Here is a 13,222-nt window from a genome sequence, read left to right as displayed (position 1 = left end):
ACTATCGTCGGCAGCGTCTGTTGTTTATAAGAGACTGGTGCACCCGCACGGCGGCGTCGGCCTCACGCGCTGCGCGGGGCCCGTCGGCCGGCGAGCGCCGGCCGACGGCTCAGCCGGCTCACCGGCGAGCTCAGGTCTCCTGGAGGATGCGGTGGAGGATCGTGGGCGTCTCCTCCGGCGGCTCGGCTTCGAGCCCCAGGCGGTTCAGCACACCCCAGTAGCGCTCGACGTCCGCCGGCTTGTCGGGGTACAGAGCCGTGGCCAGCTGTTCGAGGCAGACCACGTCGGGCAGTTGACCGCCGGGCAGGCGCAGCACGGTGACGGGGCCGCCCTCGGCCGCGTAACCGCCGGCGTGGAACGGGATGATCTGGACGGTGACCTGCGGGAGCCGGCAGATCTCGATGAGATGCCGGAGCTGGGCGCGCATCGTGTCGAGGCCGCCCACCGGGCGCCGGAGCGCCGCCTCGTCGATCACGGCCCACAGCTGGGTGGGCGGGTTCCGGTGCAGCACCCGCCGGCGCTCCATGCGCAGGGTGACGCGCCGCTCGATCTCCTGCGCGTCGGCGTCGGGGTGGCCGAGCCGGATGGAGGCGCGCGCGTAGGCGGGGGTCTGCAGGAGGGCGGGCACGCGCTGGACCTCGAAGCAGCGGATGAGGCTCGCCGCCTGTTCGGCCCCCAGGTAGGTCTGCAGCCACGGGGGCACCACATCGCCGTAGTACTGCCACCAGGCGGGGGTGTTGGCCTCGTCGGCCAACGCCAGCAGAGTGGCGCGCTCGGCCTCGTCCGTGACTCCGTAGTGCGTGAGCAGATCGGCCACGTCACGCGGCTTGCACCCGTGCCGGCCGGCCTCCAGGCGGCTGATCTTGGACCGGGAGGCGCGGATGACATCCCCCGCGTCCGTACGGGAGATCCCCTTCTCCTCCCGCAGCGCGCGCAACCGCGCGCCCAGCAGCAGACGTGGCATCACGGGACCGGCCGACTGGCCGTCCGGAACTCTGCGGTCACAGACACCGCTGTCGAACGGTGAACCTACGGCCTCTGTGGTGCCCATGGGCAGTCTCCCTGCGCTGAACGCAACTCTGCGCGCATCCGAACACTGTGCTCGGCCATCCTAGGCGCTGTCCTGTACATGATCTTGAAACTCAGGAGCCGGATTCCGCTCCGCGCACACCTGCCAGAGGGTTCGGTCCGACGGTGTGGCCGAGCAGATGCAGGGGACCCGCCGTCACTCCCGCGCGTTCCGTGGCCCGCCAGTAGGCGAGGGCCGCAGCTTCGTCCACCAGGCCGTGCACGAGCGGTAGTTGGGGGTCGGCCGCGTGCAGGAGGGATTCCGTGCGGCAGGAGGCGAGTGTTCCTGTCAGCCATGGCTGGGCGAGGTATCCGGCCGCCGCCGCGGCCGGCAGTCCTTCGGCGGTCTCCCGGGTGAGGTCGCCGAGGTGCAGGAGTCCGCCGCCCAGGACGAGTACGTCCCGGCGTTCCCGCATCCGGGCCAGCGCCCGCCCGGTGTCGAAGCAGTGCGGGAAGGAGTCGTCGACCACGACGGCGCCGGGTGTCAGCCGGTCGACGTCCAGGAGCGGGTGGGCGCTGCTCACGGCCGTCACCAGCAGGTCGGCCCCGTACACGGCATCGGGCAGTGCGGGCCGGGATTCCACCACCTCCACCTCTCCGGCCAGGCCGCGTTGTTGCAACTGCTCCGCCAGCTGCCGCAGCCGCGGTCCGCTGCCGGGGACATCGCACAGGAGCAGTCGCCGTGGTGGCCGGGCGGCCCGGGTGAGCAACAGGTCCAGGGAGGAGGCGCCGATCGAGCCCAGTCCGACGAAGGCGACGGCGAGGTCCGCGAGATCCTTTCCGGTGGCGTCGAGTGCCGCGTGCACGGTCCGGACCACCGAGACGACGGTCGCCGCGTGGCCGGTCGTCACGGCGGCCGACCCCGGTCCGGGGTTCGCGGACCGCAGTACGTCGAAGCCGTAGCCGGTCAGCGAGGGGATCATGCCGGCCAGGGAGACGCACCGGGCTCCGCGCGAGGAGGCGAGCGACACCGCGCGCGCGGTGTGTGCGACGAGTCCGGGGTCGCGGGCGAGTTCGTCGGAGAAGAGCGGCACGCAGACGAAGCCCGAGCTGCCGAGCGGGGTGTGGACCGTCTCCAGCAGGCGTGGGGCGTTGTCGGGGAAGAGCATCGCGCGCAGGTCCTCCCGGGGCAGGGCGTCCTCGGGCAGGCCCGCGAGCAGGGCGAGGTGGCCGGGGGCGGGCAGGTAGCCGACCAGGGCGGCGTCCATCGATCCCGTGGGCCCGGAGGGCCGGGCCGAGGTGCGTGGCTCCGGGGCCTGCGGGTTCACGGCGCTGATGAGCCGTTCTTGGAGCGCCCCCGCGAAGTCCTCCAGCGCGGAGGGGGTGAAGGCCGCGGCGGATCCTCGTACCGTCACGCGCAGTCCGGCGCCCTCCGGACGTGCGGCCAGGAACACGTCCGTCGCCGACGACGGCGGCGCGAACGCGCTGTCCCCGTCGTCCCACGACGCGGTGAGCGTCTGCCCGTGTGGAGCGGCGAGGACGGAGAAGTCGAGGTAGGTGAAGAAGAACTGCGAGGTCAGGGGGAGTCCGTCGGCGTTGCGGGGGACGATGTCCTCGTGTCTGCGGGCCTGTTCGGTCTCGGCGACGATCCGCCGCAGGGCGGCACCGAAGTCATCCGCCCGAGCAACCGTGGGCCGTACGGGGACGGCCGTGGCGAACGGGCCGAAGATCCGGTGCGCGTCGAGCGTCAGGCCCCGGTCGCGTCCGCTCACCGCCAGGCCGACGATCAGGTCCGCCTGCCCTGTGAGCCGCGTCAACTGCTGGTGATACGCGGTCAGCAGCGGCGCGTACAGGGTGGCTCCTGCCTTCGCCGCGAGCGCCCGCAGTGCCGCGGTCCGCTCGGCATCGAGTACGAATCCCGCCGATACGAATCCCGCGCCACCCACCTTTCCGTGGGTGCGCAGCGCGGGCTGCCGGTAGGGGGCGTCGAGCCGGGCCCGGCGCTCCGCCGTACCCGGCGTGGTACCGGTCTCCGGCTCGGTCGACCGTAGAGCGTGGTCACGGAAAGTGGCGCGCGGCGCGGGCAGTTCGGGGGTGTGTCCCGCGGTCAACTGGTCGCAGACCGCCGTGAGTTCCTGTACGAGGAGTGCGGCGCTGTATCCGTCGCCGATGAGGTGGTGCGCGTGGACGAGCAGCACGTGTTCGTGCTCGGTCAGGGTGAGGACCCGGAGCCGGAGCAGTGGCCAGGCCCATGGTTCGAAGCGCCGCCGCGCTTCGGCCGCCGCGCGTTCGGCCACCTCGGCGGGGTCGGTGAGGGTCTCGAAGGCCACCGGCAGGCGCAGTGAGGGCGGGAGTTCCTGCTGGATGGGTGGTCGGACACCTGCGGGGAAGACGGTACGCAGCATGCCGTGGCGTTCGACGAGCAGGTTCACCGCCGCCTGGAACACCTCCGGGTCCAGCGGGCCGGACAGCCGCAGCCGTGCGGGCCAGGAACCGCTTCCTCCCGGTGAGAGGGCTTCGGCCAGGAGGAAGCCGCGCTGGGCCGGGGTGACGGGGAAGGGCGCCGCGTGATCCGTGGGCGCGGTTGCCACCGACGCGGGGGGCGGTTCCGCCGCGGTCGCGTCCACCGCGGCGGCCAGCTTCGCGAGCGTGCGGTTGTCGTAGATCACGGTCGGGCGGGGCAGTTGGGGCCTGTCCTCGCCGAGCCGGGCGAACACCTGGAGGACCAGGAGCGAATCGCCGCCCAGGTCGAAGAAGTCGTCCTCGCGCGAGACGGCATCGACGTCCAGCAACTCGCTCCAGATGACAGCCAGTTGACGCTCGGTGTCCGTGGCGGGGAGAGCCTTGCCGCCGACGTCCGGCACCGGAGCTGTGGGGGAGTCCGCCAGCGCACGGCGGTCGATCTTGCCGGTGCCGCTGAGTGGGAGTTGGTCCATCACGGTGATCCGTGCCGGGACCATGTATGACGGCAACAGACCGGCCAAGTGGCGCCGCACGTCCGGAGGTTCGGGCTGCCCCGCACCCGGTCGGGCTGTGACGAACGCCAGCAGCCGCCCTTCGCGTGCGACCACCGACGCCTGTGCGATCCCGGGATGCGTCTGGAGGGCGGCCTCGACCTCTCCTGTCTCGACGCGGTTGCCGCGGATCTTCACCTGGTCGTCGGTTCGTCCCAGGAACTCCAGCACTCCGTCCGCGCGCAGCCGGACCCGGTCGCCGCTGCGATACCAGCGGCGTCCGTCCCGCACGGTGAACGCCTGCGCAGTCAGCTCGGGTTGACCCAGGTAGCCGGCGGTCAGTCCGATCCCCGCGATCAGCAGTTCACCCGGCTGCTCCGGGCGGCAGAGCGCGCCATCGGCGTCGACCACCGCCACATCGGTGCCGGTCACCGGCCGTCCGATCGGCAGCGTCCGCACGTCGTCGGCCGGACGCGTGGTGATGAGGTGGCAGGTGGCGTTGATGGTCGCCTCGGTGGGGCCGTACAGGTTGGCGATGCGCTGTCCGTCGCCGAACAGGTCGAACCACCGGCGTACGTGCGCGGCGGACAGGGCCTCCCCGCCCACGTGGACCCAGCGCAGCGCCGACAGGTCCGGCCGCCCCGTTCCCCGCCGCACCCGCTCCTCGGCGGCCGACAGCAGCTGCTCCCACAGCGTCGGTACGGAACTCCACACGGTGATCCGTGTCCGTTCCGCGTACGCCAGCAGCAGTTCGGGATCGCGCAGCAGCTCCCGCGGTACGGTCACCACGGTGCCGCCGACCAGCAGGGGTGCCAGCAGTTGGCGTACGGAGGCGTCGAAGCACGGCGACGCGGTCTGCGCGAGGCGGTCGTCGGGGCCGTAGCCGAAGGTCCCGATGGCCCAGTCGAGGTAGTTCTCCATCGCCCGGTAGGTGATGGGCACGGCCTTGGGGCGGCCGGTGGAGCCCGAGGTGAAGATGACGTACGCGACCGCGTCGGGAGCCGGGGCGGGCGCGGGGACGGGCACTGCGGTGTCGGTCCGCGGGTCCGGTGAGCTGTCGGCGCGTACCGCACGCACGCCATCGTTGCCGAGCAACTTCGCGACTCGCGCAGTCGGTTCATGGCACACCACAGTGGAGACATCCGCGCGCTTCAGCTGGTCCGTAAGACGGGCGGTGGGGTACGTCGCGTCCAGCGGGACCCAGCCCGCCCCGGCGCGCAGGATGCCGACCACGCCGATCACGGTGTCCGGACCGGGTTCGGTGAGCAGCCCGACCAGGTCACCCGTACGAACACCGTCGGCGCGCAGGCGGACGGCCAGGAGTTGGGAGGCGCGGTCGAGTGCCGCGTAGGTGAGGATCGTGCCGTCGGCTTCCACTGCGGTGGCGTCGGGTGTGGCGCGGAATTGGCGCAGGAGTCGGCCGACGACACCGTGCGGTGGCTCGGCCGCCCGGGGCGGCTCGGTGAACGGCTGGCACAGGGCGGCCAGTTCGTCGCGGTACTCCCCGTCCAGACGCGCCACCGTGCCCGGCGCGAACAGGGGCAACGGGAAGTTCCAGGACAGGCGCAGCGTCGATCCGTCCGCCCAGCACAGCAGACTCAGCCGGGTCGCGGCCGAACCGGTCCCCGCCGCGTCGGCCCGTACCTCGACCGGGCAGTCGGGGGCGATGTGTGCCGGGAAGCGGGCGAAGCTGAAGCCGGCCGGGCTCGCCGTGCGGGGGCCACCGCCGGGCAGGAGCGCGGCCAGGTCGAGGCTGCTCAGCCCGGAGTGCTGTTCGCTCTCCAGCCAGATCCGGCGCAGGCGTTGTGCCAGCGCGACGACCGGCTCGTCGGGGGCCGTGGCGCAGAGCAGGGGGAGGGTGTCGGCGAGCGGGCCGATGAGCCGGTCCACACCGGGGAAGCGTTCCTCGCGGCGGGCGCGGGCCACGTTGACCGCGATGTCCTGCTGGCCGGACCACCGCGACAGGCAGCGCACGTACGCGGCGAGCAGCAGGTGGAAGAGGGACACGTCGTGCGCGGCGGCCAGCCGTTCCAGGCCGGCGGTGATCGTCGCGTCGAGCGAGCCGTAGTGCTGCACGAGCGGGCCCGACGGGGGTGCGTCGGGATCGCCGTCGTAGGGCAGCCGCAGCCGGCCCCCGCGCGAGGCGAGACGTTCGGTCCAGTAGCGGCGGTCGGCGTCCGAGAGGGTGCTACTGGCAGAGCGGATGGTGTGGGCGTACTGCGCGAAGCTCGGCGCGTCCGACGTCGGCTGCGGGCGTTCTCCTCGCCACAGGGCGGTGTACGAGGCCCACAGTTCCTCGGCCAGGACGTTCAGGCTGTAGCCGTCCGCCGCCGCGTGGTGGACCACCAGCAGCAGGTGCGCGAGCGTTGCTTCCTGCCGGAGCAGCAGGGCCCGTACGGGCGGTTCGGTCGACAGGTCGAAGGGCTGGTTGCAGAGAGCCGTTTCGAGGTCGGTCACCTGCTCGGCGGCGCAGTCGCGGACCTCGTACCAGGTCGACAGCGCAGCGGGCGGAGCCAGTCGCTGCACGGGACCTGCCGTTCCCGTGCCTGGATCGTCGATCCGCAGGCGCAGCATGCCGTGCCGGTCGGCCAGGCCTGCCAGTGCCTGACCGAGCACATGGGTGTCCAGGGGGCCGCGGACCGTCATCCGCAGATGACCGCGGGCCGGCACACCGGGATGCAGCCGGCTGCTGGTGTGCAGGGCCAGTTGTACGGGGGTGAGGGCGAAGGGGGCCGAGTCCGTGGCGTGTACGGGGGCGGAAGCGTCTGCCTCCGCCGCTGCCGGGGCGTTGTCCGCGTCCAGGTGGGCGGCCAGTTCTCGTACGGTCCGGTACTCGAAGAAGAGCGTGGCGGGCAGCGACCGGCCCGTTCTGCGTTCGAGTCGCTTGACCAGGTCGACCGCGCCCAGCGAGTCCAGCCCCAGGGAGAGGAACGGCGCGTCGTCGTCGACGCTGGACACCGGGACACTCAGCGACTGCGCCAGGAGTTCCCGCAGCACCGCGGCGGTGCCGTCCAGGGTCGGGATGATGTCGGCGGCAGGACGTGACTCGCCCAATGGCAAGCGTGTGAGCGGCAGTTGCGCGCGGGCTCGGTGCGGCCTGTCCGTCGGCCGGTCTGTCTTCCGGTCCGTTGGCCGGTCGGCGAGGACCAGTTGGGCCCGGTCGGTGCCGCACGCGGTCCGCAGTGCCGCCAAGGCCGGTGCGGTCGCCAGGAGCCGGCCGCCTTCGTCGGCGAGGGCGTCGGCGGCGAACGCGGCTGCCAGACCCGTCTCGGCGAACGGCCCGAAGTTCACCGACAGCCACGGCCGCCCCGCCTGCCGCTCGGCGCCCGCGAAGGAGTCGAGGAAGGCGTTGGCGGCAGCGTAGGCACCGAGTGCTCCGGCCAGTCCCGGCAGTACCGAGGAGACGGAGGAGAACGCCACGCACACCTGGGGGCTGTGGCCGTGCCTGCGGAGGGCTTCGGACAGCAGCACGGTGCCGAGCGTCTTCGCGCCCAGCGCCTCCGTCGTCTCCGACACCTTCGTCCCGCGCAGACTTCCGGGGCGTACGACTCCGGCCGCGTGGAAGACGGCGTCCGGCGCGGGCAGTGCGGCGATCAGCGCCTCGACGTCGCCTCGCGAGGTGAGGTCGGCCCGGTGGTAGCGGGCGTCGGCGCCGAGTTCGGTGAGTTCTTCGAGCAGACCCGCGGGCGGTTGCGGGGAACGGCCCGTGAGCCAGATCTCCGGTCGGCCACGCCCGGCGAGTTCCCGGGCCATGGCGGAGCCGAGGCCCCCGGCGCCGCCCGTGATGAGGAAGGTGCCGTCGGCGGGCAGCCGGTCAGGAACACTCAGCAGGTCCGAGGCTGCCGGTGCGACGGCCCGTACCAGCCGCTGTCCGTCCCGCCAGGCGACGGCGCCGGCCGCCTGGGGTGCCGTCACCTCGGTGAGGACGGCCCGCAGCCGCTGGTCGGGGTCGTCGAGGGAAGACAGGTCGAGCCAGTTCGCCACCGCTCCGGCGGACTCCGACGGGACCGCGAGGGTCAGGCCGCCCAGGACCGCCTGGACCGGGTTCGGCCGTTCGCGGCCGTGCCCGGTGGCGTGCGCGTCCTCGGTCACGACGAGCAGACGGCCCGCTTCGGTCAGGTCGAACAGGGTCAGCGCCTCGTGGAACGCCGTCACCAGGTCGCGCTGGATCCGCTCGATGTCGGCGGACGTGCTGTGCGCGGCGGGCCCGGCCAGCAGGATCACCGCCTGCGGGCGGACTTCGGGGTCCGCGTTCGTCTGCACGCCCTGGTCCGCGAGGCGCTGGCTGAGGTCGTACACGGCTGTCGAGTCGGGGCCGGTCACCAGCACCGGTCCGCATGCAATCGGCGACAGAGGCGTCTTCTGCCAGGTGACGTCGTGCAGCAGGCCGGGCTGTGCGGCAGCAGGCCAGTGGCGGCGACGCTGGTAGGGGTAGGGCGGCAGCGGAATCCGCCGCCCGCCCGTGCCGTCGAGTGGTTCCGTACGGTCCAGTGGCGCCCCGCGCGCCCACAGGTGGGCTGCCGTCTCCAGCAACTCGCGGGCGCCGCCCGGGACGTCGCCCTGCCCTGCTCCGGAACGCTCCGGCCGCACGGGCGCGGAGATCACCAGGACGTCCCTGCCGGAGCCCTCGCTGTCCGCCGGTTCCCTCGCGGCGGCGGTCGCGCGTACGAGACCGGCGAGGTTGTCCCGCGACCCCAGTTCCACGAACGTGTCGTAGCCCTCGTCGAGCAGCCGGGTCACTGCCTGCCCGAACAGCACCGGGCGCAGGGCGTGTTCGCGCAGATGTTCCGGGTTCAGGCGCGGCTGCCACTCGGCGGTGAGCGTGCTCAGCACCGGCAGGCCGGGATCAGTGACCTTCAACTGGCTTGCTGCGAATGTCAGTTCATCGGAGATCGACCGCATCAGCGGTGAGTGAAAGGCGCGCGACACGTCCAGCGCGCGTACGGACGCGCCTCGCGTGGACAGCTCCAGCGTCGCCCGTTCGACCGCGTTGACGCTGCCGGAGAGGACGAGCCTGCCGGGGCCGTTGTACGCGGCGACCGCCAGCTCGCCCGGGACCGCAGCGATCAGCGCCGCCACCTGCTCCTCGTCGACTCCGCGCACCGCCGCCATCGCGCCCGGCAAGGTCGCCGTGCCCATGAGGCGTCCGCGCTCCACTGCGAAGGTCAGTGTGTCGGCGAACGACATCGCTCCGCTGACACACGCGGCGGTGAGCTCTCCGACACTGTGTCCGACGAGCGCGTCCGGGCGTACACCCCAGGCCCGCAACTGCCGGGCGAGCCCCACGCCGTGGGCCACCAGCAGCGGTTGGGCCACCTCTGTGGCGGCCTGGGCCCGCGGGTCCACCTCCGGGTCGATGCACCAGGCCGCCAACTCCCGTCCGTGTACGGGGCCGACGTGCGCCGAGGCCTCGTCGAGCGTGGCGCGGTACACCGGTGCTGTCGCGTACAGCGCACGACCCTGTCCCGGTCGCAGCGAGCCCTGGCCGGGGAAAATGAAGACGGTTCGCGGTCGACCGATCACTGTCCCGCCGACCACGCCCGGCAGCCGGTCGCCGCCGGGACTCGTGGCAGCGCCCAGACGCTCCCGCAGGTCACCCTCGGCCACGATCGCGAGGCGGTGCGCACCCTCGTCGCGGGCCATGGCCGCCGCCCGGCACACGTCGCCCTCGGCCAGCTCCGGGTGCTCGTGGAGATGGTCGAGGAGGCGGGATGCCCAGGCGTCCAGCCCGGCCGCGCTGTTCGCCGACAGGGTCAGCAGGTGCGGGCCGTTGTTGTCGCCGGTCGGTTCGTGCGCCGTGCGGGCCGGTGCCTGTTCCAGTACGGCGTGAGCGTTCGTGCCGCCGAAGCCGAAGGCGTTGACACCGGCCCTGCGGGGACCTGCCGACCACCATGTGTCCGTCTCGGCGACCGGCGCGAATCCGGACCGTGCGACGGCGGGCGAGGGCGGCGAGTGGTGCAAGGAGGCGGGGAGGCTGCCGTGCTGCAGCGCCAGCACCACCTTGACCAGGGAGGGCAGGGCGGCAGCATTCAGCAGGTGTCCGACGTTCGTCTTCACCGAGCCCAGCAGCCGTGGCAGTCCGTCCGTGCGCGGTGGGAAGGCGTGGGCCAGGGACCGCAGTTCGATGGGGTCCCCGACGGCCGTACCCGTTCCGTGCGCCTCGACATACGTCACCGTTGCCGGATCGACGCCGCAAACCTCGTACGCGCGGGTGATGACCTCGCGCTGGCGCAGGGGGTTGGGTGCCATCAGGCTCAGGGAGGTGCCGTCGTTGTTGACGGCGGTGGCGCGTACGAGGGCGAGGACGTCGTCGCCGGCTTGGTGGGCGTCCTGCGCGCGCCGCAGGACGAGGGCCGCGCCGCCCTCGCCGGGTACGAACCCGTCTGCGGCCGTGCTGAAGGCGCGGCTGCGGCCGGTGGGGGACAGGGCCTGGGCGGCTTCCAGGGCCTCGTATCCGGCGGGGGTGAGGTGCAGGTTGACCCCGCCGACCACGGCGAGGTCGCACTCGCCGTCCGCGAGGCTGCGGCGGGCCAGGTGCAGCGCGACCAGGCCCGACGAGCACGCGGTGTCCACGGCGAGGGCGGGGCCGTCCAGGTCGAGGCAGTGCGAGACGCGGGCGGCGACGAGGTTGGGGAGGTTGCCCGTCAGCGCCGTCGCGGACGAGGCGAGGCCGGGGGAGGCGTCGGCGAGGACCTGGCGGTAGCCGCTGTCCCCGGCCGCGGCGAAGACGCCGACCCGCAGGCCGCGTCGGCGGGGTCCGGCGTAACCGGCGCGTTCCAGGGCCTCGTGGGCGAGTTCGAGGAAGATCCGGGCCTGCGGGTCGAGCGTGCGGGCCTCTTCGTCGCCGATGCCGAAGTGGGCGGCGTCGAAGGCGGCGGGGTCGTCGAGGAAGGCACCCCAGCGGCCCGGCCGTGCGGTGTCGGCGCTGTCAGCCATGGCGGTGGTCGCGGCGGTGACCCAGCGGTCCTGTGGCACCTCCGTGACGGCGTCACGGCCGGCCGTCAGCAGCTCCCAGAACTCTTCCGGCGTGCTCGCGCCGGGGAAGCGACAGGCCATCGCGACGACCGCCGTCGCGGACGACGTGTCGTCCGGCGAGCGTGGACCGGACGGCTCGTCGGCGGGCGGCTCGTGCGGCGCGGTGGTCTCCTCCGCCGTCCCCAGCAGGTGGTCGGTGAGCGCCGCGACGGTGTCGTGACGCATCACGGCCGGTCCCAGGGTGACGCCCAGGGACTCCTCCAGCCGGCCCAGCACTTCCATGGCTTTCAGCGAGGTGCCGCCCAGCTCGGCGAAGCGGTCCCTGTCCCCGAAGGACGCCTCCGGCAGACGCAGTGCGTGGGCCCAGGCACCGCGCACCACCTGCCGTACGGCGTTGTACGAGCGGGGTGTCGCGGCGGACGCGGGGACCCGGCGGGCTGCCGGGATCTCGCGGGCCAGGGACGAGGACGATGCCACCGGCCGGTACGTCCCCTCCTCGAACCTGGCGCGCATCCGCTGCCGTTGCAGCTTGCCGCTCGTGGTGCGCGGGAACGCCGACGGCGGCAGCGCGAGCACGCGTACGTCGTCGTGCCCGAGCGCGCTACGGACCCGGCGCGCGACCCCGTCCAGCACCTCGGCGGCGGCGCGTGACGGCCGGGCCCAGGGCACGAAGACCACCACGCGCTCGCCGCCGGTCACCGGGTCCGTCGAGCCGATCACCGCCGGGCTGCCCGGCGGCAGCCCGGGGCTCGCGCTCACGACCTCCTCCATGTCGGGGGCGTGGAAGGTACGGCCGTTGAGGAAGAGGACGTCCTTGTGGCGGCCGGTGACGCACAGTCGGCCGTCCCGCAGGAACCCCAGGTCACCGGTCCGCAGCCACCCGTCCTCGGTGAAGGACAGCGCGGTCGTCTCCGGCAGCCGGTGGTAGCCACGTGCGATCTGCGGGCCCCGCACCTCGATGTGCCCCACCCGCCGGTCGCCCAACGGCCTACCCGTGTCGTCGGTGACCCGGACCGAGCAGCCCGGCACGGGTGGGCCGACGTCCATCACCTCCACGACGTCACCACCGGGCTCGCGTTCCACGGCCACGCCCCGGGCGAGCGCGGCTCTCTCCAGGGCGACGGGAACCGCCGCTTCGCCCCGCGGCGGGAACGTGACGGCCAACGTCGCCTCGGCCAGCCCGTACACAGGTGTCGCCGCCCGCGGGTCCAGCCGGGCGGGACGCATCCTGGCGGCGAAGTCCCGCCACACCGTCGCGGAGATCGGCTCGGCCCCGACCAGGATCAGCCGTACGGCACTGAGGTCGAGTCCGGCGAGTACGTCGTCGGGTACGCGCCGGACGGTCAGCGCGAGCGCGAAGTTGGCGGCCGACAGGACCGTGCCCCGGTGCCGGGATGCCACCTCCAGCCACAGGCGCGGGTTCTTCGCGAACGACAGCGGACCGATCTTCACCTGCTTCGTCCGCGAGGCCAGCGGCGCCAGATGGGTGCCGATGAGACCCATGTCGTGGAAGTACGGCATCCAGCTGACCAGGACGTCCTGCTCGGACAGGGCCGAGACGGCGACTATCTGCCGCAGGTTGGCCACCACGACGGCATGGGTCAGTTCCACGCCCTTGGGCGCGCCGGTGCTGCCGGACGAGAACTGCAGGAACGCCAGGTCGTCGGGCGCGGGCGTCGCGGGCTGGGCCGGTGTGGTGCATTCCCGCAGCGTCTCCAGCCGCAACACCTCGACAGGGCCCGGCAGTTCGCCGGTCACCTCCGCGCAGGCCGCGTCCACCATCACCGGCGGGTGGCCGAGGTGTTCCCACACAGGTCCGACCCGCCGCGCGTCGGGCGCGAGCGGCACCGGCACCAGGCCGGCCGCCAGCGCGCCCCAGAACATCGGCTGGAAATCCTCACTGCGGTCCGCGAGCAGCGGCACACAGGTGCCCGGGGCTATGCCTGCCGCACGGATACCGCCCGCCACCCGCAGGGACTCTTCGAGGAGCTGCCGGAAGGTGACGGACACCTCGCTGCCGTCCCCGCGGACATGGACGACGACTTGTCCAGGTGCCCGGTGGGCGGCGTCCAGCAGCACGTCCAGGAGCGTTTCAGGAGGAGTCATGAGTCCGTTCGTTCGTGCGTGGGCCGGCGTGCGTGAGCGTGTGTGGGCGAGTTGTCGGTGCTTGAGCGAAGCGTCCGCGCGCGAAGAAGGGGAGGCGGCGCGCTGTGGGGAGACAAGTATGAGCAGTACATGGGGCCCTGGACGCCACAGGCCCCTGCGCCCGTCCCCGGTTCGGGGGC

2 protein-coding genes are annotated in these 13,222 nt (G+C 72.9%); both read right to left on the bottom strand.

Going from position 1 to position 13,222, the window contains the following annotated elements:
* Nucleotides 1–130: 130 nt before the first annotated feature.
* Nucleotides 131–1,051: a helix-turn-helix domain-containing protein gene (locus tag ACFWGJ_RS33400; protein ID WP_387332128.1), complete on the bottom strand. Its 921-nt coding sequence runs from the start codon at nucleotides 1,049–1,051 to the stop codon at nucleotides 131–133.
* A gap of 91 nt (nucleotides 1,052–1,142) precedes the next feature.
* Entirely contained in the window at nucleotides 1,143–13,043 is an 11,901-nt protein-coding gene (locus ACFWGJ_RS33395; RefSeq protein WP_387332126.1) for an amino acid adenylation domain-containing protein, read from the bottom strand.
* Nucleotides 13,044–13,222: the final 179 nt, after the last annotated feature.

The sequence above is a fragment of the Streptomyces sp. NPDC060205 genome (assembly GCF_042728395.1).
Taxonomy (GTDB): Bacteria; Actinomycetota; Actinomycetes; order Streptomycetales; family Streptomycetaceae; genus Streptomyces.
The sequence above is the reverse complement of the archived record's forward strand: the minus strand, read 5'-3'. Positions and strand labels throughout refer to the sequence as shown.

Coding starts and splice junctions, on each gene's coding strand:
- ACFWGJ_RS33400 (WP_387332128.1), bottom strand. CDS start 1,051: ATGGGCACCACAGAGGCCGTAGGTTCACCGTTCGACAGCGGTGTCTGT.
- ACFWGJ_RS33395 (WP_387332126.1), bottom strand. CDS start 13,043: ATGACTCCTCCTGAAACGCTCCTGGACGTGCTGCTGGACGCCGCCCAC.